The sequence below is a fragment of the Paenibacillus sp. V4I7 genome (assembly GCF_030817275.1).
Classification (GTDB): Bacteria; Bacillota; Bacilli; order Paenibacillales; family NBRC-103111; genus Paenibacillus_E.
Window position 1 is genome coordinate 6,921,879 of sequence record NZ_JAUSZD010000002.1, and the last position, 23,925, is coordinate 6,945,803.

The following is a 23,925-nucleotide window of genomic DNA, read 5'->3' on the forward strand; positions in this document are numbered from 1 at the left end:
CAAATCCAGCTAATAATATCAATTAAAAAACCACAATTAAGTAAAAGCTTTAAATAATCTTAAATTAAGTAGTCATGAATTCTAGATTGACTATTACAATTATTCCCTTAAAAAGGTTTTATAAAAGCGCATGTTTTCTCAATCGTACAAACTCACTTTTATTTTAACGCATATTCAAATATTTACAAATATCATTTTGCTGGCCAATTATACAAGCCTATGTTATACTTATCTTTGAAAATAAAATTTTCTCTCAAAGAAGGAAACTCTCATTAAGTAACGAATATAGAACTAATGTTCTATTTGGAGTTGATTGAATGTTAAAAGTAGCTTCATTTTTTAGTGGTATAGGTGGTTTTGATCTTGGCCTCGAAAGATCAGGAATGGAAGTTGTTTTCCAGTGTGAATGGAATGCTTTTTGTCAAAAAGTTCTTCGTAAACACTGGCCAAATGTTAAATTAATGGGTGATATAAATGAAGTTACAATCGACGATGTCCCAGCTGCAGAAGTTTGGTGCGGAGGATTCCCCTGCCAAGATGTATCTCTTGCCAACCAAGGAAAAAGGAAAGGCCTTGAAGGAGAACGAAGTGGACACTTCTATAAGTATGCAGAACTCATTGAACAAGGAAGACCTCAGTGGGTTCTTGTCGAGAATGTTCCCGGACTCCTTAACAGTAACAACGGAGATGATTTCAGAGTCGTTATCAGTACATTGGAAAAACTCGGGTATGGTGTGGCATGGCGAGTATTGGATGCAAAATACTTTGGAACACCCCAAAGACGTCGAAGAGTCTATATTGTCGCAAGTTATCGAAGCAACCGTGCCTCTGAAGTACTTTTTGAACAAGGCACAATTGCAATCGCTTCTAGACAGGGCCTCGGACAGAGGGAAACCACTAGATCCAGACCTGGAGCGAGCATTCAAACTTCAAATCTCTACTCTATCCAACATGCCGGAATTGGAAGAAAAGCTTCAGCAGGACCCCAAGCTAAAGGCTACCGAAATGATGGAGAAACCTATACGCTTGACTCAAGAGGCAGCTCGGACGCTGTTTGTCAGACGGATGATGCCTTCGGAGTACGAGAAGCTGCAGGGTTTTCCGGAGGGATGGACGGAAGTAGATTCCGAACTTTAGGGAATGCTGTTGCCGTACCAGTAATTAATTGGATTGGCAAGCGAATAATTGAAGTAGAACAAAGCTCATTACCAATGCAAAATGAAGATTGAAGCCAGGCCAACAAGGCCTGGCTTTTTTATTAATTTACAACTTCTACCGAGCCATCAAGTGACAAGAAATTCCCAGTAAACGCCCCAGGAGTCGGGTAGCCCTGGTTAGTTAGAGCTTGGAGGAAATAGCTATAATTTGTAAACAAGATCCGGTCTTCATCTACCTTTAAAGGAACAGGACCTTCGTTCGGAATATTTTGTTTATCTTCGCTAATACCAATAATAGCCAAACTCCATGTGTGATAGCGAAGTTCTTTGAACTGTCCCCAATCTAGCTTTGACCTTAAATAATCATAAAGTGGTGCTCCAACCACAAATACGATCGCACCACCGCTCATCTGAGCGACATTCCCTTTAACAATAAACTGCTCTTGTTGTCGACGCCAAGCATTGGTCTCAATTGTTCCAGCTTTCGCCACATCCTCGCGTAAGATACGATTAGATCTATTCGGAGTGTTACGCCATTTAAGAACCTGTTTAGTAATAGCCCCAGTTCCCGATGTCTCTCCACCACCTTGCATTTCCATAACAAGCTTTTTTGTATCACCTTTTCGGACCATCACATAGTCAGCGTTATAGTTGGCTTTACTACTTGCTTTCAAAGGTTCCTCACGTTTCACAAGAATGTCACTAGACGCAACATGGTGAGGATCGTAAACTGCATCTGCAATTTTTGTAAGCATACCAATCTGGTGAGGATGTAGCTCTACTGATTTCAAAGTTGCACACAATCTGTTTTTGCAAGTAATCCACATCTCTCCAGTACGTTTGCGTACCGAACAAACTGGTTCATACCCTTGCTGAAGTTTCGAACAGTAGGAATTCATAAAAGGGCACATTGCTCCTGCTTCAGCAGGCTCAATTGTGTAGGAATCAATATCAGTTCTTTGACCAAGATACTCCGCAACGCTAACTCCCACTGAAACCAACTCCTAAAGGAAATTTTTAACTATTTATTTCATAATATCGGATACCAGCACTGTCTGTCAATACTGTCTGTCTTTACTGTCAGTAAAAACATCCGAAACAAAAAACGCATTTCAACTTCTAAGTTTCATCTCCGTGTGGCATGATAAAAATGGTTTGTAGCCCTAAATAACTCTATTTTGAGGAGCATAGCATAATATGACCGATAGGGTTTCAAAAGAAACTAGAAGCAAAATGATGAAATCCGTAAAATCTGTCTCTTCCCTCGAAAAACGGATCAGCAAAGCACTTTGGAATTTGGGTTTTCGTTTTAGGACTAATAGTCCTGGTCTTTTTGGCAAGCCCGATATCTCCATTAAAAAGTACAAAATTGTAATCTTCATTGATTCGTGTTTCTGGCATCATTGTGACATCCACGGGAGGATCCCAACCAGCAATGAAAATTACTGGATACAGAAAATCGAAAGAAACAAGAAAAGAGATATTCAAGTCAATAATTATTATCTAGAAAAAGGATGGCATGTCTTACGAGTATGGGAGCATGAAGCAAAACAAAATTTTGAAGTGGCAATAGATAAGATCGCTGATTACATACTCAGTTGGAAAGCAAAGGAGATAGATAGATCAACATGATAGTTACATTAATGCTCAGTAATAATACCGATGTAATACGTCCATAAAGGAGGGTTTGCATCAGTTTCCTTTTGTTGGCGATTCCCTGCAAATGTCCATGGGCTATTCTCATTTGGAAGGATGAATGCAATGAAAGCAGCTTATCTCGTTTTGGACAAGATCAAAATCTATCTGCTTTCAATTCCATAATAAATCCATCAATTCTAAGGTCGTAATTATTAATTGCATTATTGACGGATTAAAAGGAGGCCAATACTCTTTTGTCGAACAAAATAGTGAGGAGGCGATTCTGATCTTATTTCGACGGAAAACAAAAGAACCTGACATATTTTTAGGATTTTCAGATGCGGAAGTTTCTAGACTTGTAACCGATATAAAAATTACTGCTCAGGAAATTCCCAATTTTAATAATACCCAGCTTAAAAATTTAAGGGTAATCTTTAGTGCTTGGATTGAGAATTCTAAGCAACTAAGTTATATTTTCTCGATGATAACTATAATATCGGCTTTGATCACAATGCTGATAAACGCAAAAGTATCAGCAGGAATAACGATTTTCCTGATCTTCTTCTTTTGCTGTTTTGCTCTTTTTACAGTTCAGACCATAGCTAAACTTATAGGAAGAATAAAACCGGTACTGTACATTCAACGTTTGATCGATTACGAGTTGGAAAAGCGTGAAGCTATACGGATAACAAAGGAAGTACGTCTATCCAGGAAACTATATAAAAAATAACTCAAGAATCTTATTACCAACCAATATTTTCACGGAAAGCGTAAGGTCTAGAATCATAAACAAGTACTATAATATTGAAGCCCAAGGATCTCATCCTTGGGTTATTCTCATTTGGAAGGGATGATTAAATGAAAGCAGCATATCTCATTTTAGACAAGCTCAAAGAGGAGTTCGAACACAACGGAAACATATTGCTCGACCAGGAGGGAACCAATGTCTGGGTGATGGCTGTCGCAATGGCAGCGTTACCCGATGGTATACAGGAGGATGGGACGATAACTTTAAGGCTAGTCTTAAGGACCACCGATAGGAGCGGCACCAATCCATACGTCGATGGAACTGACGTCTACGTATACGTAGACGAAAAAAGTAAAAAAGTCGAGTTTGCAAGGGAGGACCTCTGGATAGATGGTCCTCCCCTTTTTCATGGCGGCACCGTTCCCACCGCTCTCGCTTGGGTTCGGGAGCTTGCCGAGCCTTTCTACCTCCAGCTCAAGGACCCGTTCCTGACGCCGGAGCAGCGGATAGCACTGAACGACGAGGACGAGGACTACGTTCTACCAAAAGTTAAGGAAATGATCCCTGACCATTCGATTTCATGATACCAACAAGTAGATCTAGTCCCGAAAAGTGCATCAAACAGGAAAGCTCCACCAACATACGACTATCGTATTAACAAAGAAGAGCTACTTAATGCTCTTGATGATTTTGATTATGAGCCCCGCAGCTTTACCAACAAACTCCTGAGCGGCTGGTTTAGTTCCGCTGGTGACTATTAACTTCCTCCAAAACATATTATCCCTCCTCTACGATTAAACATCTGCATCAGCCTACGAAAAATTTCAAGGTATTAACCACTGCAAAAGTTGCATCAGTTGCGACTATTATCATGACGCTACATTCTCACATATTAATGATTGGAGTGTTTTTTAACATGAGTCTTAACATCAACGAAAAAGAAAAACGAGCTATCGCGGCACTCATCCAAGAGCGATTTGAAGAGCACCTATCCCGATTCCCATACAGTAGATACCCTACTGAACCACATGAGGAGTGGAAGCGGATTTTCTGTGATCCAAAAGCTGTTTCTGCCGACACGCTCAAACAGTCGCTCGGATGGCATTTCGGTAGCTGGCAGCGGAAAGATATTGCCAGCGCCCACAAGCGGACAATCACAGCTGTCATCAAAGCATGGCCTGAATTTTCCGAAAACGTCTCGATCGATCCTGCAGAATCTCTTCGCTTTTGGGAGCAAAAGCTCCCGGACTGGAACCATGGCTTCAACGCGGCGGCATTCCTGCTCCATCTTCTGCGCCCCGACAGCTTTGAGCTTACAGATCAGCATCGAATCCATGCAATGACAGAATTTCTCAAAGAGATCAATCATCAAGAGAGTGACCAAATGCCAACTTACTCACTATTAGATCTGGAACGATACAGCGCATTTTTCCGTGCTATCCTCCAGAAGATCCCAGGAGTAGACTCACGCACCAAATTGGATCGCTTACTCAAGGTATACGGTAACCGCCATGCATACAAGAATGTGAAAGAAACCTACCTAACCAAAGAGCCTACCATCCGCAACTTCTCATGGAGCGACTGCGAAGCCCAGCATTTTGACCTCAAGAAGATCACCTTGCGCTCCAACGCCGACGTCCTGTTCGCCTGTCTCCTCCTATCCCTGGAGAAGCAGAATAGCGACTGGGAAAAGTTCACCATCGGACAGATTGGGGAGCATATCCCCATTGGCACCGCAGGCATCTGCAATCCAGCCAGCTTCAACTACGCCATGATTGCCCTCTTCGGCAACCAAAAAGGCAGAGACTATTTCCAACTGGAGAGTCCAGCGCTGCGAGAGGCTTTCACTGAACAGGCCAATCAATCCACGAGGGACATGAAATTTTACCTCAAGCACGCTTTGGAGCCGCTAACCATTAATCCCAAATACGTCAAAGTGAAAGGGTAACGGATGGAACAAAACCGAATTAAGAAGCAAACTTCTCTCATCGAGCGAGAAGATACCCTTCTTGAGCAGATCGACACATACCAGCAATTACTTTCAGCATCTTGGAGATTATTCTGGTCGTCTGAAGAGCCGATTCACTTTCCTACCGCCAAGCAAATGTTGCTTGCTTTGCGCACAGTAGAACGAAGCATCGAGGATGAACTGTTGGATGTATGATTGGAACTCATACAATTCGCTACTTAAGTAAAAAAGATCCCCCTCAAGGAACAAAGCATTAGGGTAGATGTAGACGTCTACATAAATGTCGATGTATACGTAGTCACCGGCATAGATAAAAACCATCGCCCAATAATCCTCGAGGGAGTTAACTCTACATGAGCCAGCGATCATTTAAACTTGCAAACACAGCAGAAAAAGCGAAAGTACAACTGAACTTTTGGGCTTCTGAACCGCAGCTTCCTTCCTCTTCTGAGCCAAACCCAGATAAGTTAAGCACTACGGAAGTTTTGGATAAGGACGAAGGTACTGCTGTATCGAATTCTTCAAGTCCCGAAGACGAACAGAACTTTAATACCGAAACCCCAAGGTTACGAAAAGCCATTCCCGTCAAAAACTCGACAGCAATCAAGCCTCTTGAAAACCCTTTGCGACCCAAACCAGTCCTAAAGCCTAAACCCCAACAGACTGAACGAGCAACGGAAAAACAAGACCACTCTTATCCTAATCCTACGGATAGTCTAACCTTAACAAGTAAACGCATTGAAGCAAAGGCAGCACCTTTTGGAGAAAGGTACGAACGGATCACCACCTACCTGGAAAAGCCGCTGTTTCGACGTGTACACGATCTGCATCAGCGCGGTGAGATCAACAAGATTACCAACCTCCTGAATGCGGCAGTCAAAGAGTACCTTAACCAGCACTACCCAAGCGCATAATCCAAAATGCCTGATTCCGAAAGGAACCGGGTACGTTTAATTTTACTTTCGTTTCTCCGAATCAATCGTTGCCATAACGTCTTTCGACATTTTGCGAATAAGCTCTATCTCCTCCATGCTACGTTCCTCCAGAAAAGCCGCGAGTATCCTGATTGCGTCTCGCTTCCCCTCTAAGCCTTTGCCCATCTCCAAATCCCCAAAGCGAAATGCGTCAATTGGCTCTGCACCAAGCGCTGTAACAATTTTTTCTAAGCTCTCAAGAGAAATGTTACGCTCGCCTCTCTCCACCCCAGCTAAATACGTATTTTCCATATCACATCTCTCAGCCGCAGTGAGTTGCGTGAGTCCTCTCTCTTTCCGCATTTGACGGAGACGCTTCCCTACTAATATCTTCAATTCCGCCACTAATCTCACCTGTCCTTCTCTCTTTAATGGTAGAGAAGGGAATCTTTACGAAGAAGGTCATCAAACATTCATTTATTGTTGTTTTTGTACTTATTAGTCTAGTATAATCATGATAGGTCAAAGGAACTATTTGGAAGCGCAGAGTAGGGTTTGGGAACTCAGTTGCGAATCACTTTTTGACGAACGGTGTTACTTCACGCTCGTTAGTAGTGAAATTCGGGAAGGGGAACGGCAAATGGCTATCACACAGGGGGCAATCAGCAAGGCACTAGATTGGGCGTACGAGAAGGCAATCACAGGGGGATTGCCAGGAACAAGCGACGCTTACGAGTTGGCAGAGGAGTACGCCAAAAAAGGAGGGGACGTGCAGACGCAGGTAGACGCGCTCATTCGGTGGCAGAGCGGAAAGAGTGCAACATCTGGGTTTATTACAGGCTTAGGTGGGATTGTGACCCTACCAGTTGCAATTCCAGCAAATCTTGCTTCTGTTCTCTACATACAGCTAAGGATGATCGCGACAATCGCAACCTTAGCCGGACATGACGTGAAAGACGATAAGGTAAGAGCAATGGCTTACGCATGTCTGTGTGGGAATGCAGCAGTGGAAATCCTGAAAGATGTCGGCATTGCCGTTGGTAAGAAGTTTGCTGAGCAAGGACTAAAGAAACTTTCCTATGAAGTCATCAAGAAAATAAATCAAAAAGTGGGCTTTCGCTTATTGACGAAGTTTGGCAGCAAAGGAATCATCAACCTATCTAAAGCAATCCCGATTGTTGGAGGGATCACAGGGGCAGTTGTAGACGGCGCTTCCACAAGTGGGATAGGTAAGATTGCTAAGAGATTATTCGTTGAATGAGGTTACATAACTAAGACGACCACTGAGTTTTATTAAGTTACATAAATCATAATGAGGAGCACATCCACATGAAAAAACTATCTAAAGTTATAGCAAGCGCACTTATTTCTTCCATGTTATTCGCCAATGTCTCTTTTGCTGCCGACCTAAACATGAAGGTAAACAATACGTCTGTTCAGTTCCAATACGGCACCCCATTCATAGACAACGGAAGCAGCCTGCTCCCCCTTCGCGATCTGCTTATCGCGCTCGGCGTTAAAAACGACGACGAACACATCCGCTGGAACGAAAAGGTTCAGAGCGTTACGATCTTGAAAGACAGCAAAGAAGTAACTCTTTACGTAGGAAGTAAGCAAATTTACTTGAACGGCAAATTACACGCGACGCTGGAGGTGCCTGCCCAAAACGTGAACGGCAGAGTCTTCCTTCCAGCCAGAGCAGTAGCCGAAGCACTTGGATACTTCGTCGGCTTCGATGCCGAGTCGAGCACCATCCTCGTGCAAGAAGTGCCGTTTGGCGGTGGAGTGAAGGCGGACGACTTCGATAATGGGCCCACCTCGGCAAGCAGCAGCATCGGCATCGAGACCATGAAATCTGCCCTGAAGCAATACACGGACGGAGTCAGCCTCAGCAACGCGACCGTCAAGGTGCTTGAGCAGAACGAGCAGGCGTTCTTTTCAGCGGACCGCTCCAAGCTCTCTCTTGACAAGATCGCAAAGGCTGCTTTACCTGGTAACATTGCGAAATCCCCGTCCAGTTACGCAGGAAGCATCGTCAACCTTACATTCATGGAGATCGATTCGATTCGCGAACTGCTGATGGGCAACGACCAAACTTTTACAGGAGCGGTCGGGCACACCGGAGGAAAATACAACCAGATAACGGAGACAGTGGAGGATAGAACTTATTTTCAAGTCTTCTACTTGGGCAAGAATGGCCTTACAAAAGGCGACTCTGCGACGGTTAACGGCGTAGTGGTCGGAGAGACAACCATTGAATTGACCAACCCCTTGGGTGTGAAGTCAACACCCCCGATGTATGTCATTGTGGCTGGTAATATGTTAAGCACCTCTGAGGATTACGACATTCGTGTGGAGCAGTCTAAAAGCGGCACGATCGATTGGTCGGCATTAGACAAAGAAACTCAAGAACGTATTGAAAGACTGTTACTAGTAACGTTAAACAAGGATGGGTTGCTTATCAACGACCGGACCTATACTTATGGACTAGAGATCACTAAAGCACAAATTCAGGATTACGAATATGTGCCTACAAGCAAGACTGTGTTGCCTTCCGGCAGTCTGACCATTCCTTTGAACTCATTTAAAGACAGCAAAGGAAAGTCGATGACAGCTCAATCCGGTTCATTCTTTGTAAAGATTACGACCAATTACGGTGAGTTTATCAAGTTTGTCGATTTTGAGTAAACAGTGAGGGTATATCCTTTAATCTGACAGCCCTGAGATAAAGCTTGATCTGGCACCATAAAGCAATCTAACCTAAAATGAAACTCGAATGTTGCCCCTATCCTCGAAATTGTGGATAGGGGCTTTTCTGTTCGAAAATCGGCTTCCAAGTCGATTGAAATAACAATAGTTTTTACAGGGAGGCATCGTCAGTCGGGCAATGCTTTATTTTTTTGCCTTACAATCGCTAGGTTAGTTTAAATTGTAAGTTACGAAAATGTCGGTGGCATATCCGCAATCGTCGCTCCTGTCACTCCAATCAATGTTTGATGATATCGACTTCCAAAAATAATTTGTGATAGAATAAGTGTCATTGTCATATTTCGAGAAAAGGCGCTGATAGATTTGGGAAAATCCACAAAATCCAAAAAAACCGCAAAGCCAGAAAAAACTGAAAAGCCAGAAAAACCAGTAAAGCTGAAAGATTTTTGTGATCCATTATTCTGTGAATACGACGTCCTGTACAAGCGCCTCAAGAAATTTATGGACTATATCGGACTGAAGATGGACCAACTCAAAGACAAGTCTGGTGAAATATCCTTTTATGAAGAAGAAAGAGGAATGATACTTCAGCTGTTGAAAGAGATGGGCGAATCATATCTAATCAAAATTACATCGAGTAAAGAACTTGGAAAAAATTCAGCTGAAGTGATTGAAAATTCCAGACAATTTCATGAACGAATGGTAACTGTTGCTGAAAATATACCTCACGAGGATATGAAAGTGGGATGGCTCAATCTGATTGACCTGTTAAGCAGAAAGCAGGCTCATGATTTGAATACAAACTTGATGGAAAAAATCAAGGCAATTGCCGATCAAGTGACAGGACTAAACTTGAACTACTTTGAACATTTGAAACTGCTGAATGACATTCATGCTGGTTTAGATGCATGGGTCGAAAAAACGACTAACACCACTAACGAGAAAGTAAATACCACAACTAACCTGGTATTGTCAATAGAAAGTTACATGTCAAGCGTCTCGCATTTTTGCGAGACGCTTTTTGTCGTACGATAAGTCTCGTAAACAACATCAGCACTATCAATTGAAGGAGGTGTTCCACTGGTACCTTAAATCTCCAATGAAGTTATACAGATAATCAAGCACTTTATAATTGCTCTTTGAAAACTGAATATACAATCACAGCTGTATCAATATCGAACAGCGATTTAGTAAATCCAGAGAACTCCTAAAACTAAACCTAAGAAAAGAGGAAATCTAAATGCCACCAATTATGAAGAAAGCACTAGAAAATAAGGTCCAGAAACCCACCGAAAGCATCCGCCCCGAAGCGGCGCCCACCGGAGCCAGCTACGCGTCTCTCGGCTTTCAGCCAGTAAAAAGCAAACACACTAGCCGAACAGCAGGAATGAGAAGCAAGTGCTCCATTGTCTTTGCGAAAGACGGCAAGCGCATTGAAGTCGAATCTGAAGTGCTTGACCATATCGGCGTTGAGGACTTTCTACAGTTTTCTGTGAATGACCAAGGGATCGCCTTCGGAAAGAACTTGCCAGACGGCGACGAATCCTTCCCAGTTAAAGAAAGGGACTCGAAAAAAGGCAAGGTGTACTCAACTCCGTTAATTTCCGAGTTAATAGAGATTTTCAATCTTGACTTTAGCAATAAAACGACCATTTCCTTTCAGGAAGTTGTATACCTCGATAATCATGGATTGGCTGTCGCTTTCGTGCCGATCCAGCGATTGAGTCAACCTGAAACCAAATCGGAGCAGCACGAAGCGCAGCCAGAAGAATCCAACGACACCTCCACTTTCGCAGAAGAAGCCGACGCGGAAGAGCAACTTGAAGTCACGGAGCATCAACAACTAGATCAGGATCAAGATTTGGACGAGTAACACGTCTGGACTTTGATTTTGTCGGGCGTGGCTGGATTGGTAAACCAACTATTCGATCCCTTACCCTTGTTGAGGCAACGGCCGAAACCACACGGATTTAGTAAGTTGCTTGTTCGCCCTTACAGCCACGCAGTTCGTTTAAGCCTTAGCCGCAAAGACGCTAGGCATTGCTCAACTAGCCCTATAATTAACTTTAAAGGAGTGTAATAAATTGCGAATCTTCCGATTGCTAAATGAAAAATATTGCGACATCATCGATTTCTACCAATCGCTTGATAAGAAGAATGCTGTTCTCAAATCTTGTGAAATTAGGTGCTATTCTGAAGAATTCTCTGCATCGAAGTTTGGAGAATTCCTGTCCGAAATTCTGCCCGAGCCTTCCCGTCCCATATCTTCAGCATTTAGTTTACGTGTTGGAGCTAAGTTCTTCTCTGCTATCTGGGATGTAGTGAATCCAGTTCAAGTGGAGGATGAACAAGCAATTCTTCGTTGGCACCATTTATTTTCGGCAGCAATCTATCGTTTATGTCTCCACGATTGTGATTTTGAAATAATACTTCATGCGTTTGATAAAAGTGATGTGCTAATGGAAACACCGTATTTCTTGCATCCACTCCCTGCTTTCCACAATACCTGGGGAGCGCGGCAAGCCACCATCACTGCTAAGGTGGATTCGTTCGAAGGCATTCTTTTACGAGACGTGCCTCGACACATGCGGCGCATCTGGATAGATAACATGATTGAGGGGATTCGTACAAGAGAACCCCTTCCCTTCTCAATATCAGAAGCGAAAGACCATCTTGAAGTAACTTGGCACTTTCAGGAGGATGCTGCAAGCAACGAAATGTTGAGTAGCGTATTCTGGAATCCTGGTCAAGATTGCTCAAATGACTTCGGTCCCTACTACGATCTTTATGAAAAAGAAGAATTCCTGTATGAGATAGATCAGTTGCAGTTGTTAAAGGCAGGTGACTTGGATGACTGACAATGTATCGATTCCATACAGCAACATTGCAGAGGCAATGAAAGCCTACGCAGCGTTAGGTTGGTTCGTCATTCCATTGTGTTCATGCGATCATAGTGGGATGAGTGAGTACCATCGAATCAACTGCTCTAAGCCAGGGAAAGTCCCGCTCATCAAAGACTGGACGCAAGGGTCTGTACCTTCTAATGAAACCATCAATAAATGGGTGCAGCAATGGCCTAACTTGAACGTTGGGCTTGTTCTTGGTTCCAGTTCTGGCATCGTCGCCATTGACGTAGACGGGGAATACGGCGAGGAGTTACTTCAGAAGTGGAGCAACGGCGATCTTCCCGAAACGTGTGAGTTTACAACCCCTGGAGGCGGAAGGCGGCTGATGTATGCCGCTTCCCTCGGCGTAAAAGCCAAGAAATGCGGGGAAAGCCACCCGAGCAAACCTCATGAGGAATGTGCCTTGCTCGGTGATGGCCAGCAAACGGTTCTTCCCCCTTCCCGTCACGCCAACGGAGGCCTCTACGAATGGAAAGGAGGAAGTAGCCCTTGGGAATTAAACTACCAGCCCAGCCAATATGGATGATGAAACGTATGATTCTGAGTCCAGCAAGAGAAGCGGAATCGTCAGAAATTCAAAACAACTTCGGGGAAGCTCATATCGAACAAGCATCAACATGTTCGATAGAAGACAGCGATCCTGACTTAGTTAAGCTAACAAAAAAGTGCCAAAAAGTCTGCATCCACACTAATTGCCAACTGGTTGGCGGTGGCTGTGATGAGCAGACGTGGCATTTAATCGTATCGATGCTTGCCCGATCGGGACATCCCGAAGCCGCTCTCGCCTTTTCCATGCTTAGCGCCAAACACGACTCACACAGCGAGGAGCGCATCCGACAAATGATTGCTGAAGGTCAAAGTGCGTCCTACGGCCCGACCCGCTGCACGACCTTCGGCTGCGGGCTGGAGCAGATCGAACGCTGTCATGGAAAAGTACTGCGCAACTCGGAAAACGACGTGGTGAACAGTCCCGCAAGACTTCTGATGCCAGATCAAACAAGCGAGTCCCTGCAGGTGGCGCAGAGTGCTCTCAAACTGGTGGAATCCGGGGACCATGGAGCTCATCTAGAGCCAGAAGTCCTGCAATCATTTCTCAGGTTGAGGAGCCAGTCTCCCGCCGAATACGCCCGGCTGGAACAGCGGCTTCGCGCCGCCAAAGTCCCAATGAGGACCTTCAATCAGGCACTCAAGGACGCCCAAAACAAGTATGCCCAGACACAGTCAGTCGGCGGTGCGCTTGCTGAAATGGGTTTTTACCTTGATGCAAGTGGAACGCCAAACGGCATGAACCAGAACAAATACGCTCGATACGTGCTGACCCAGCTCGCTCTCGGTGTTGCGGAAGGTGAGCGCTTTTACCTTTACGAAAACGGGGTTTGGGGAGAATTGAATGATCTAGCCATCAAGCGAAAGCTGCGAGATTATCTCCATGATCTGGTACCCGACTTCTGGACGGAGAAACTAGAGGAACAGTACGTAGGGGCGCTTCTGCGCGAGGCCGAGTACCTGGATGAGATAGACGGACAACGCGACTACATCAACCTTCAGAACGGTATGCTTTCACTAGGCAGCTTCGAACTGCTGCCGCATGATCGCCGTTACCATTCGACCATTCAAATCCGAATACCCTACACTCCCGACGCGAAGTGCCCACAGTTCATGCAGTTTCTGAATGAAGTTTTTCTGGGAGACCAAGAACTGGTTCGCGTCGGGCAGGAAATGTTCGGCTACTGCCTGACCGCTGAGACTAGGGCGGAAAAATGCTTCGTCCTCTTCGGAGAGGGTAGCAATGGTAAGAGCGTCCTTCTTAACGTGCTGAAGCTGCTTTGCGGCAGGGAGAATACGAGCAGCGTACCCCTTGCCGAACTGGAAAACGCGTTCGCCAGGCATGAGATCGTAGGAAAAACATTGAACCTCGCAGCGGAAAACGAGGTGGACGAAAAAGGACTGAACACGCAGTATTTCAAGGCCATCGTTTCCGGCGATCCCATTCACGTAGACGTAAAGTACGGCAAGGGCTTCATGTACGAGCCTGTCTGCAAGCTGGTCTTCGCCACGAACAGGCTGCCGTACAGCAGGGATAAGTCTCACGCATTCCCGCGCAGGCTGATCATCTTTCCGTTCCGTGCAAAATTCAGCAGTAAGACGGCTGACAAACATCTCCGCGAGAAGCTGGAAGCGGAACTTCCTGGCATTCTGAACTTCGCCTTGGAAGGCCTGAAGCGACTGAGAGATCAAAACTACGTGTTCAGCCATTCTCAGGCGGCTGAACAGATGCTGACCGAGTACCGCGCGACCATCAACCCCATGCTTTCATTTGTTAAGGACTGTATTGAGCCGACCCCAGGCACGGGAAGGGTTGGGCGAACCCGGCTGAGAGAAGAGTTCCAGCACTGGTGCAGGGATAATGGGCACACCGGACTTGCAGGAATGACCACCAAAAAGTTTTGGGATGCTTTTCGCAAGGTTCTGGACGAGGAGCGGATCGAATACACCGAATCCAAAAGCAATGGTCTCGATTGTTTTGTCGGTATTTCCATGAAGAATACCGGACCACAGAAATACTTTCGACAGGATTCCTCGCTGTCGAAGGTCTTCGAGGAGGAGCCGGATGACGAAGAGTGACGTCCCCTTCCACGCTGGGTCCAAGCGCCGCCCGAGCCGCGTTGCCCCAAGTTTTTTCGCTGACAGTGGCGGAAAGTGGTGGAGGTTTCTGAACTTTCGCGAGACAGAATTTTTTTTGAGGGGGAGTTGAAAAAAAAGGTGCTGAGAGAAAAAGTTCCGCTCCGCTCCCCCACTCTGCCCCACTTAAACAGCACAAAAATTTCGATGCCATGCCTGTCGCTCTGCGCCTCGCAAACCGGGCAGGACTGGGATCGTTCACTCCAAATGCGGGGCGAATCTCACGGTGTAAAGAGTCCAAAGGGTTGCAAGGCCCCGAAACAGGGGCAGGCCCTTGCCACGGAGAGCGTGCCACGGCGACAGCCAGAACGAAAGAAAACAATCTTGGAGCTTATATTATTCCTTAGAATACATAATTTTCCAGTAAAATTCTAAGGGGGATAAGTCCTTTGCTTACCATTTCAAATCACGTTCATATTGAACAGCTTCAAGAAAGCAGCCTACTGCCAGCTGCCGCCTCACACTACATCATTACCCAGTTCGAGACAATAAAAACTATGCTTCACCAAGACGATCACAAGCCGCTTTCTCTGGACTCACACGGCTACTGTATAGTCCTGCTGGAGCCAAGTGATAACTTCCGCTGTCTGCCGATCGTCGGCCCTGGATCGAGTCAAATTGATCTGCTAGAGTCTAATCCTGAGTACGTGGAGCTTACCTCTCTACCCAACGAACTTTCTATGTACCGAATCTGCTTCATGTTCGACAATGAAAGCTGTCTACTCATGTACATCTTAAATGATTCCTTAGACCTGAAACTGGGGCAATGGCTGGCGGAACGGGCCGGTCTCTCGGCGGCGGAGGGATTACAATGAGTGACCAAATGAAAAAGCCAGCTAAACGAAAACGGGTTGAAGTCGTCTCTCTCCGTATGGTGCGCGAACGAACGTCCATTTTTTACCCAAATCGAGTCATTAGATCTCCTAAGGATGCTGCCGACCTTTTCAAGCAGTTCATAGGTGATTTTGACCGGGAGTCCTTTTGTATTCTTTGCCTGAATACGAAGAACGAGCCTACCGCCATTCATCAGGTTTCTAGTGGGTCATTAAACGCCTCAATCGTGCATCCAAGAGAAACCTTTAAACTAGCGATTCTGGCTAATTCAGCTTCTATCATTGCTTGCCACAACCATCCGTCCGGTCAGCCAGACCCAAGCCCAGAGGATGTAGAACTCACGGAGAGGCTTCGGGATAGCGGGACATTACTTGGCATTGAACTACTGGATCACATCATTCTTGGCGACGGTAACTTCGTAAGTTTGAAAGAACGGGGGATGATGTGATGTTTCCAAAACATACACGTTACAAAACACATGGTATCGAGGAATCACTTTCCGAAAGCCTGCAAAACACGCTGTGGGCGCTCATCGACCGAGACTTGGAAGAAGACAAGCAATTGGACTACTTACAAACATTTACGCTTTCGGTAGTTCATAGTCGTGGGCAAGTAATTCAACGCATCCGACAACAGCAAGAGCAGCCAAAAACCGAGCGTGTTCACGACATCTTAGGCTCATCTAATTCCTTATCCAACATTATCGTTTGGATCATCGACAACGGCACTTACTGCACAATGCTGTTGCCGAGTGAATACTGAGGCTGCTTGTATGAAAAAAGCCATCATCTCATTCGTCATGGCAAGCGCCCAGCTCATTCTCGAAATCATTGAACACCGCAAGAAACGCTGATAACTAAGGAGGAAACAACATGCAACATTCACGCTACTTCACAAGCATTTCCCGAACGAAACTCAAGCAATCCTGCATCGACCCTGACACGAGCTGTTGGGAATCTGTCCAACAAATCCGAGAGACACCCGAATCGTACTACCAGCCCGCCGTCATACTTTTAGATGCCGTAATGAAAAAGCACTCATCCAACTAATCAAATCCATCATCCTCCCCTCTGCGGAGGGGTAATAAATCTTAAAGGAGAGAACTACACTATGACAAAAAGAGCAGCCATCTACATTTGCATCGAAAAGCAATCTCAAATCGAAGAAGCTATCAACCAGCAAAAAATCGCCTGTGAAAATCACGCAGAATCCATTCAGCTTAAAGTCGTGAAAATCTACAGCGACGTCTCTCATTCCACCACTTTGACTCAAAGGCCGATGTTCCAAAAGCTCCTCTCGGATAGCAAGAAAGGGCTCTTTGATGTAATAATCGTCCAACGTGCAGAGAACATCGGACGCGACATGCTGGATGTAGCGATTTATAAGCAGCGTCTAATGAACAACGGTGTAGAGCTTGTGATAGCTGAACAGACGATGAAAGCATCCGCAGAAGAACGTATCCAAGAATCTATTCTCGAATTACTCATCGGTCCTTTAATCACTCGTTTAGAAGAGATGAACAAGTACGCTTAGGTCAATGAAACGTTAATTGCACCTTAAATACCGTAACAAAAATTGAGAGGAGAAAATTAACCATGACCAGCACACGCGCAGCTATATACCCGAGATATTCCAGTGATAATCAACGCGAAGAGTCGATAGAAGCACAAGTTAGAGCTATGGAGGGATACTGTAAACGAAACGATTTTGAAATTGTCAGAGTATACCCTGATAGGGCTAAATCAGCAACTTCAGACAAACGGCCTGAGTTTCAAAAAATGATTGAGGATAGCGGGAAAGGTCTATTTGATGTAGTCGTGGTTCACAAGTTGGATCGCTTCAGTCGCGATAAGTATGATAGCGCTAAGTATAAACGCATTCTAAAGAAGAATGGCGTAAAACTTCTCAGCGTCACTGAAAACCTTGACGGCTCACCTGAGAGCGTCATCCTGGAATCACTTCTCGAAGGTATGGCTGAATACTACTCCAAAAATTTATCAAGAGAGGTAATGAAAGGAATGAGGGAGACGGCGTATCAGTTGAAACATACTGGTGGCCTCCCACCTATCGGGTACTCGGTTGATCCGATAACGAAAAAATACATCATTAACGAAGATGAGCGCGGCATCGTGGAGACTACTTTCTCTATGTTTCTCGCAGGCCACGGCTACAATCAGATCATTCGAGAATTGGCCGAGAAGGGCTACAAGTCCCGGTACGGCAAGCCCGTCAGCAAGGGAACCTTAGGAACCATTCTCCGTAACGAGAAGTACACTGGAACCTACATTTTCAATCTCACGGACGGAAAAGATTTTGAGGGAAAGCGAAATGGCAACCGAAAAAAAGCCGACGAGGACGTGATTCGCGTGGAAGGCGGAATGCCTACCCTCATCTCGAAGGAAGTATTCCAGCAAGCGCAGGAGAAGATGGACGACAACAAGCGCCAGCCCGGAGCATATAAGGCAAAGGAGATGTACCTTCTGAGCGGCCTGATCGTTTGCGGAGAGTGCCTAAAAAACGTCGGCACCCAGTATGCCCTGATGGGTAATACCAAGTTCAGCGGTCGGAACAAAATTAAATATGTCACTTACCGTTGCGGCAATCGTGATCGGACGAAGGAATGTAAGAACCCCGAACTCCGTCGAGAGTACATCGAAAGCTACGTCATTTCCCAATTGCAGGAGAAAATTTTTAACGAGGAGGCTATTCCATTGCTTGCCAAACAACTGAACGACTACCAGAACTCTAAGGAATCCAGCGTGAAAGATGAGAAAGAGCGCCTAGCCAAGAGCCTTGAAGGCATCGAGCGCCAGATCACCAACATCGTCAATGCCATCGCCAGCGGCACTTCCAACGCCACATTGCTAGGCAAACTAGAGGAACTGGAGTCGCAAAAGCTGCAGTTCGAGCAAAAGCTACTTGCAACTAAGGACATAACAGAAAAAGCAGCCATCACAGAGGATACTCTGCGACAACTGCTTTCTCAGTTCGAGGACTACGTCGCTAAGCGAGACATTCCTGAGATCAAGAAGTTCATCGCTAGCTATGTGGAAAAGGTAATCGTCTACGAAAAGCATGTAGAAGTTATCTTTAAGGTCCCCGTTGTGGATTTGATTGATGGAGGTGAGGGGAGTCGAACCCCTGTCCGAAAATATCGCCACACAGGCATCTACGGGTGTAGTCACAGTTTTGATGTCACCCGAGCATCGCCCCGTAACCGGCTATGCGTTGGGTCAGCCTGATTGTCTTCCTACGTCCGACCCCAGGCGGAGACCAAACGTCGTATCCCACTATAGTTGAGCCCCTATCCCAGTCACATGGGCGATGCTGAGGAGGAGCACGCTAACAGGTTATTAAGCTGCTAAAGCGTAAGGTTGTTGTGTTTTGCCATTTAATAGGCTTTAGCGTTTTATAGTGGACGCGGCCCCACTACCCGCAACCCGTGCCCAAACTATCCCCGTCGAATCCAAGAACACCCCCGGATTGCCTTCGTTGCCGTCATAGACGGTGAAGGTAAAAGAAAAGCAGGATAATCATTTGAGCCAAATTGCTTTCAAATCTTTGCTGCTAAATTAGTATAACACATGCTACAGAAAAATGAACGACTAGGTTCATGGAAGTTGAGGTGTTGCCTTCCAGTATGGGCTGGCCAACTATCTGGCAATCTTCTGCTTCTCACGCAGAGCACGTTGAATGTCTCGCTGTGCATCTTTTTTCGCTGCGGATTCACGCTTGTCGTACTGCTTTTTCCCTTTGCCTATGCCAACCAAAAGCTTAGCGTAACCATTTCGGATATACACCTTCAATGGAACGAGGGTATAACCTTCTTGCTTCGCCTGCCCTAGCATCTTGGCAATCTGCGCCTTTTTTAAGAGCAGCTTCCGCGTCCGTGTTGGGTCTTCCGGATTGCTTCGGTTGCCTTGATCGAAAGGACTTATATGCATGTTGTGCACAAATGCTTCGCCATTGCGAATAGTCGAAAAACTATCGCCTATGTTTGCTTTACCTGCCCGTAAGGATTTGATCTCCGTGCCGGTCAGGACAAGACCGCATTCATACGTTTCTTCAATAAAGTAGTCGTGAGAAGCCTTTTTGTTCTGGGCGAGTAATTTGCCATCTGCCTTTTTCGTTGCCACGTGAGATCCTCCTCCCGCACGTTCAATGCAGGTAAAAACTGCTACAATGTGCATCCTATTGTAGCAAGATCAAGGCGGAAAAGCAAGAAGCGGCGTTATCTCCGCCGCTTCTTGCTATCATCGCCGTCGTCACTCCGACGACGACCACCCTTGGCTAGCGCGTTCACGCCGCTCGCCCAATCACTGCCGCCTGTGCTGCGCGGAGCAGCAGACGAACCACCACCCGCTTGGGCTTCGCTCCCAAGCGCAATCCCACCGCGGCCGCGCTTGCTTTCGCTGCGAGCCGCACCACTCTCTGTCCGCCCCGCGCCGACAGATTCAAGCCTTGCGCTCAAGCTGCCGCCTTCGCTCAGCTTAGGACTGCCCGCTTTGCTGCGTCCAGTTCCACCTTTGCCGCGCTTCTCGCTCCACGGCGTGCTTCCAGACTTACCGCGGCGCGATTTGCCTTGCCCTGCGGCACCCTCTGCACGGCCTGCTCCACCTTCTGCGCGCCCAGAGCCTTCACCGCGCCCTTGCCCAGCTCCGCCTTCGACTCGCGCTGCGGCTTCTATTCTGCGAGCAGCGCCACCTGCAGCGCGTCCTGTGCCTCCAGCCCCGCCACGCCCTTGACCAACTCTTTCAGCTCTTTCCTTGCCTTCAGCTGTACCTCCGACTCCTGCTCTTTCCTTACTGCGCTCTCCACCAGCAGCACCAGAGCCCTGAGCCTTCGCATAGCCGCCCTTACCCTTGGCGGCGAATCCGCCTTTACCCTTTTCAGGTTTGCCTTTATCGGATCCCCCGCGGAAGCCTTTAAATCCAGCTGCACCCTTAAATGGAGGTTTTCCACCGCGACTAAACCCGCCCTCTTTGCGAGGCTTCATATCGAGCAGTTCAAAATCAATCGTATGCTCATCCATATTGACACGAGCAACGCGAATCTTGATCTCATCACCGATTCGATAGATCTTGGACGTACGTTCACCAATGAGAGCAAACTGTCTCTCATGGAAATTGTAATAATCGTCGGTCAAATCGCTAAGGCGAATCAAGCCTTCAACCGTATTGTCGAGCTCCACGAACATTCCGAAACCGGTAACGCTGGAGATAATGCCTTCGAATTCCTCGCCGACTTTATCCAGCATGTATTGAGCTTTCTTCAGCGCTTCTGTCTCACGTTCAGCATCAACGGCAACTCGCTCACGTTCTGAGGATTGCTGCGCAATATCACTCATCCGCGAAGATAAATATTCATGACGCTTATCGGATAACGTACCGCCGCTTTCCAGCACCTCGCGAATCACCCGATGAATAATTAAATCGGGGTAACGACGAATCGGCGATGTAAAGTGCGAATAAAATTCCGCCGCCAAACCAAAATGCCCCAAACTCTGCGCATCATAGCGAGCTTGTTTCATGGAGCGAAGCATAATCTTACTAAGAACCGTCTCTTCGGGAGTCCCTTTAATCTCTTCCAAAAGCGCCTGCAAAGCCCGTGGATGTACCGAATTCCCTTTACCTTTAACCGAGTACCCGAAGTTCGTCACAAACTCCATGAAATTCATCAGCTTCTCAGCATCAGGGTCTTCATGAACACGGTATAGGAAGGGCACTTTCATCCATGAAAAATGCTCAGCAACCGTTTCATTAGCGGCTAACATAAACTCTTCGATCATCATTTCGGCGACGGAACGTTCTCTTTTCACGATATCCGTAGGTTTGCCTTCGGAATCAACGATAATTTTAGACTCCTCAAAGTCAAAATCTATCGCCCCTCGCTTCATCCGTCTAGAACGCAGCCTTGCAGCCAACTCTTCCATTCGTTTGAAATCTTCCATCAAGTAGGCATATTTCTCGACAATTTCCGGCTCAGCTTCACCTTTCAGAAGTTTACGCACATTCGTATATGTCATGCGTTCGCTAGTTTTAATAACACTCGTGAAAATTTCGTGGTTCACCAGTTTTAAATCCTCATCGAACTCCATCTCACAAGACATGGTTAAACGATCTACACGAGGATTCAACGAGCATATTCCGTTAGACAATCTATGAGGCAGCATCGGAATAACACGATCAGTCAAATATACGGAGCAGCCGCGATTATATGCTTCAATATCCAGAGCAGTACTTTCACGCACATAATAGCTAACATCGGCAATATGCACGCCCAAACGAAGGTTGCCGTTTTCCAAAAGCTCCACATTTACCGCGTCATCCAAGTCCTTCGCATCTTCACCATCAATCGTTACAATGCGCTTCGAACGAAGATCGCGGCGTCCTTGACCAATAATTTCTTCTTCCGTAATGGAATCCGGTGCGGCATCTGCTTCCGCCAGCACGTCCTCTTGGAAAGCTTCTGGCAGTTGGTGTTTGCGTACGATAGCCAAAATATCAACGCCTGGATCATCTTTGTGACCAAGGATCTCGATAACTTCCCCTTCAGCCGCAGAACGGCCCTCTGGATAGTTAACAATCTTGACAACGACTTTTTGCCCCGTAACAGCTCCCATGAAGGCATGCTGAGGGATGAAAATGTCCCGAGACACACGCTTATCATCCGCAATCACGAAACCAAATGTCTCCTGACTCTGAAAAACGCCAACAATTTGCGTATTCGCACGCGTAATTACTCGCACGACTTCGCCTTCCAGACGGCCTCCGCCTTGACTCCTCGCAGTCACCTTTACGAAGACAATGTCGCCATTCATCGCGGTATTTAGATCATGTGCATTAATGTATACGTCCGGGTGGTCCCGATCATCTGGAATTAAGAAACCAAAGCCCTTCGCATGAGCTTGCAGCTTACCTCTCACCAAATTCATTCGTTCAGGAACGCCGTAGCGGTCATTTCCGCCTCTGACAATGTGACCACTTTCCTCTAATTGATTTAACAATTTAATAAAATCCTTAAACTCATTCGCACTTTCAATCCCAAAATGCTTCTCAAGTTCCTTATAGGACATAGGCTTATAAGCCTCTTCTTGCATCAAACTTATGATTTCTTTATCTGTCATCATACTCTCTTCACCTTCTTGTTGTTGTTGAGCCTAGCTTTCTAATTCGCCGTACTTGTTTCCTTTACTCCATAGTATGCCACTTTCAGAGAAAGGATAAACGCAGTGATATCGGCATAGATAAGCTCTCTCTCTTGATCCAGCAGCATTCCGTGGGATGACTCTGGGTAATAACGAAGTTCTTTCACTTGGGAACTAATGCGCTTATGTAAAAACGCTGCGCTTTCCTGATGGACCACGCCATCCTTGCTCCCTTGACCGATCCATATCGGTACTTCGACTTGAGGTAACAAGCTTTTTACTTGTTTTAACAGCTTACGTAAACTTACTACGCAACGAATCGGCGTTTTGGTATATGCACATGACTCATCTAATAACGTGGAGATTTGTTTGGGTTTCTTGGCTACATATTTGATAAAATATTGCAGCAGTGCGGCCAGCGCCGACTTCCTTGATCTCAGAAAAATAGGCGTAGCCAGTGAAATAACACCAGCCGTACGACGTTCCACAGCTAGCTTCAAGGCAAGCAGTCCGCCCATTGAATGTCCCATAACAACAACGCTTTTGCATTTCGCTGCAAGCTCGTCATAACTCTCCAGCACATGCCCATACCAATCCGTCCATCCGGTTCGTATCATTTCTTCGGGTGAGGTACCATGTCCTGGAAGCTTTACAGCTTGGATGGTGTAGCCTTCATCTCTGAGCACATACCCAATCCGTCTAAACTCCGAGGGCGACCCCGTGAATCCATGGATCATCAGTATGCCTGTCTCTTGATTATCTCCACTTCCTGACCAAAAGAATGGTTCTGTCGACTTGTAAATTCTGCTCTCGATGGTAACCAACTCCTACTCCTAACACCCATTTAAAATGAAAAAACAGCAGGAGTAGATTTCCCCTGCTGTTATCGTTTTATGTGTGTTAGGCCTTCACTACGTATGCTACGACAATGGAAAGAATGAAAAATGCAGCAGCAAGCCCCATTGTAAAACGGGACAAAAATAGTTCCAAACCGCGTGCTTTTTGCTTACCAAATAAGTGTTCTGCACCACCGGAAATGGCACCGGACAAACCTGCGCTTTTGCCTTTTTGTAAAAGTACAATCGCAATTAATCCAACCGAAGCTATGATTAACAAAATTTTCGTAAAGATTACCATGTTAGCACCCCAATTGCCTATTCTTTGCCTTATACAACTAGCATGAGTATTTTAACACAGTTCGTCCTAGAATACAAGAAAGGG

25 protein-coding genes, 1 other RNA gene and 1 pseudogene are annotated in these 23,925 nt (G+C 46.0%); 19 read left to right on the top strand and 8 right to left on the bottom strand.

The window, feature by feature from the left end; genetic code table 11:
- The first annotated feature begins 317 nt into the window (after positions 1 to 317).
- Positions 318 to 1,229, top strand: coding sequence for a DNA cytosine methyltransferase (locus QFZ80_RS32340; RefSeq protein ID WP_307562850.1), 912 nt, complete (start codon positions 318 to 320; stop codon positions 1,227 to 1,229).
- A 29-nt stretch (positions 1,230 to 1,258) separates the two neighbouring features.
- On the opposite strand, the gene QFZ80_RS32345 is transcribed toward QFZ80_RS32340, so the two are convergent.
- The gene (locus QFZ80_RS32345) at positions 1,259 to 2,149 is read right to left on the bottom strand and encodes a hypothetical protein (RefSeq protein ID WP_307562852.1); all 891 of its coding nucleotides are present in this window, start codon (positions 2,147 to 2,149) and stop codon (positions 1,259 to 1,261) included.
- A gap of 205 nt (positions 2,150 to 2,354) precedes the next feature.
- Here QFZ80_RS32345 and QFZ80_RS32350 point away from each other — a divergent pair, with 205 nt between their 5' ends.
- The 5 genes from QFZ80_RS32350 (at position 2,355) to QFZ80_RS32370 (ending at position 6,426) form a co-directional block, all read left to right on the top strand.
- Entirely contained in the window at positions 2,355 to 2,789 is a 435-nt protein-coding gene (locus QFZ80_RS32350) for a very short patch repair endonuclease (RefSeq protein ID WP_307562854.1), read from the top strand.
- Between the two features lie 864 nt (positions 2,790 to 3,653).
- On the top strand, positions 3,654 to 4,127 hold the full coding sequence (locus tag QFZ80_RS32355; RefSeq protein ID WP_307562856.1) for a hypothetical protein: 474 nt from the start codon (positions 3,654 to 3,656) through the stop codon (positions 4,125 to 4,127).
- A 332-nt stretch (positions 4,128 to 4,459) separates the two neighbouring features.
- Entirely contained in the window at positions 4,460 to 5,491 is a 1,032-nt protein-coding gene (locus QFZ80_RS32360; RefSeq protein ID WP_307562858.1) for a hypothetical protein, read from the top strand.
- 3 nt (positions 5,492 to 5,494) lie between these two features.
- Positions 5,495 to 5,707 (top strand): hypothetical protein, encoded by a 213-nt coding sequence (locus tag QFZ80_RS32365; protein WP_307562860.1) that lies wholly within the window; start codon positions 5,495 to 5,497, stop codon positions 5,705 to 5,707.
- A gap of 158 nt (positions 5,708 to 5,865) precedes the next feature.
- Complete coding sequence (locus tag QFZ80_RS32370; RefSeq protein WP_307562862.1) at positions 5,866 to 6,426, top strand: hypothetical protein; 561 nt, start codon at positions 5,866 to 5,868, stop codon at positions 6,424 to 6,426.
- A gap of 42 nt (positions 6,427 to 6,468) precedes the next feature.
- Here the strand turns inward: QFZ80_RS32370 and QFZ80_RS32375 are convergent, their stop codons facing one another.
- Positions 6,469 to 6,840, bottom strand: a complete 372-nt coding sequence (locus tag QFZ80_RS32375) for a helix-turn-helix domain-containing protein (protein ID WP_307562864.1) — start codon at positions 6,838 to 6,840, stop codon at positions 6,469 to 6,471.
- Between the two features lie 226 nt (positions 6,841 to 7,066).
- On the opposite strand from QFZ80_RS32375, the gene QFZ80_RS32380 reads away from it, so the two are divergent.
- From QFZ80_RS32380 to QFZ80_RS32440, 13 genes and pseudogenes are all read left to right on the top strand, one after another.
- Entirely contained in the window at positions 7,067 to 7,687 is a 621-nt protein-coding gene (locus tag QFZ80_RS32380) for an EcsC family protein (protein WP_307562866.1), read from the top strand.
- A 68-nt stretch (positions 7,688 to 7,755) separates the two neighbouring features.
- Positions 7,756 to 9,114 carry a copper amine oxidase N-terminal domain-containing protein gene (locus tag QFZ80_RS32385; protein ID WP_307562867.1) on the top strand — a complete coding sequence of 453 codons (1,359 nt, stop codon included), beginning with the start codon at positions 7,756 to 7,758 and terminating at the stop codon, positions 9,112 to 9,114.
- Positions 9,115 to 9,498: 384 nt separating this feature from the next.
- The gene (locus QFZ80_RS32390) at positions 9,499 to 10,170 is read left to right on the top strand and encodes a hypothetical protein (protein ID WP_307562869.1); all 672 of its coding nucleotides are present in this window, start codon (positions 9,499 to 9,501) and stop codon (positions 10,168 to 10,170) included.
- A 205-nt stretch (positions 10,171 to 10,375) separates the two neighbouring features.
- Positions 10,376 to 11,008 carry a hypothetical protein gene (locus tag QFZ80_RS32395; RefSeq protein WP_307562871.1) on the top strand — a complete coding sequence of 211 codons (633 nt, stop codon included), beginning with the start codon at positions 10,376 to 10,378 and terminating at the stop codon, positions 11,006 to 11,008.
- Positions 11,009 to 11,219: 211 nt separating this feature from the next.
- Complete coding sequence (locus QFZ80_RS32400) at positions 11,220 to 11,993, top strand: hypothetical protein (protein ID WP_307562873.1); 774 nt, start codon at positions 11,220 to 11,222, stop codon at positions 11,991 to 11,993.
- Positions 11,986 to 12,567, top strand: a complete 582-nt coding sequence (locus QFZ80_RS32405) for a bifunctional DNA primase/polymerase (protein WP_307562874.1) — start codon at positions 11,986 to 11,988, stop codon at positions 12,565 to 12,567. Before QFZ80_RS32400 ends, QFZ80_RS32405 begins: the two co-directional genes overlap by 8 nt.
- A complete protein-coding gene (locus QFZ80_RS32410) occupies positions 12,531 to 14,666 on the top strand; it encodes a DNA primase family protein (RefSeq protein WP_307562877.1) in 2,136 nt (711 codons plus the stop codon). The genes QFZ80_RS32405 and QFZ80_RS32410 overlap by 37 nt, the downstream gene beginning before the upstream one ends.
- Before the next feature lie 446 nt (positions 14,667 to 15,112).
- Positions 15,113 to 15,538, top strand: a complete 426-nt coding sequence (locus QFZ80_RS32415) for a hypothetical protein (protein ID WP_307562879.1) — start codon at positions 15,113 to 15,115, stop codon at positions 15,536 to 15,538.
- Positions 15,535 to 16,005: a JAB domain-containing protein gene (locus QFZ80_RS32420; RefSeq protein ID WP_307562881.1), complete on the top strand. Its 471-nt coding sequence runs from the start codon at positions 15,535 to 15,537 to the stop codon at positions 16,003 to 16,005. The genes QFZ80_RS32415 and QFZ80_RS32420 overlap by 4 nt, the downstream gene beginning before the upstream one ends.
- On the top strand, positions 16,005 to 16,319 hold the full coding sequence (locus QFZ80_RS32425; RefSeq protein ID WP_307562883.1) for a DUF960 family protein: 315 nt from the start codon (positions 16,005 to 16,007) through the stop codon (positions 16,317 to 16,319). The genes QFZ80_RS32420 and QFZ80_RS32425 overlap by 1 nt, the downstream gene beginning before the upstream one ends.
- 110 nt (positions 16,320 to 16,429) lie before the next feature.
- Entirely contained in the window at positions 16,430 to 16,606 is a 177-nt protein-coding gene (locus QFZ80_RS32430) for a hypothetical protein (RefSeq protein WP_307562886.1), read from the top strand.
- Positions 16,607 to 16,667: 61 nt separating this feature from the next.
- Positions 16,668 to 17,090, top strand: coding sequence for a recombinase family protein (locus tag QFZ80_RS32435; protein WP_307562888.1), 423 nt, complete (start codon positions 16,668 to 16,670; stop codon positions 17,088 to 17,090).
- A gap of 62 nt (positions 17,091 to 17,152) precedes the next feature.
- Positions 17,153 to 18,175 (top strand): annotated as a pseudogene (locus tag QFZ80_RS32440) (recombinase family protein); the annotation flags it as partial.
- On the opposite strand, the gene QFZ80_RS39225 reads toward QFZ80_RS32440, so the two are convergent.
- The 6 genes from QFZ80_RS39225 to secG form a co-directional block, all read right to left on the bottom strand.
- Entirely contained in the window at positions 18,068 to 18,283 is a 216-nt protein-coding gene (locus tag QFZ80_RS39225; RefSeq protein WP_373460223.1) for a hypothetical protein, read from the bottom strand. The pseudogene QFZ80_RS32440 and the gene QFZ80_RS39225 sit on opposite strands and share 108 nt — an antisense overlap.
- Positions 18,284 to 18,672: 389 nt before the next feature.
- Positions 18,673 to 19,037: a transfer-messenger RNA gene (ssrA, locus tag QFZ80_RS32445) on the bottom strand.
- A gap of 173 nt (positions 19,038 to 19,210) precedes the next feature.
- Complete coding sequence (gene smpB / locus QFZ80_RS32450; RefSeq protein ID WP_307562890.1) at positions 19,211 to 19,693, bottom strand: SsrA-binding protein SmpB; 483 nt, start codon at positions 19,691 to 19,693, stop codon at positions 19,211 to 19,213.
- A 95-nt stretch (positions 19,694 to 19,788) separates the two neighbouring features.
- Positions 19,789 to 22,686 carry a ribonuclease R gene (gene rnr / locus QFZ80_RS32455; RefSeq protein ID WP_307562892.1) on the bottom strand — a complete coding sequence of 966 codons (2,898 nt, stop codon included), beginning with the start codon at positions 22,684 to 22,686 and terminating at the stop codon, positions 19,789 to 19,791.
- Between the two features lie 38 nt (positions 22,687 to 22,724).
- On the bottom strand, positions 22,725 to 23,528 hold the full coding sequence (locus tag QFZ80_RS32460; protein WP_307562894.1) for an alpha/beta hydrolase: 804 nt from the start codon (positions 23,526 to 23,528) through the stop codon (positions 22,725 to 22,727).
- Positions 23,529 to 23,604: 76 nt separating this feature from the next.
- A complete protein-coding gene (gene secG, locus QFZ80_RS32465) occupies positions 23,605 to 23,841 on the bottom strand; it encodes a preprotein translocase subunit SecG (protein WP_307551375.1) in 237 nt (78 codons plus the stop codon).
- Positions 23,842 to 23,925 lie beyond the last annotated feature (84 nt).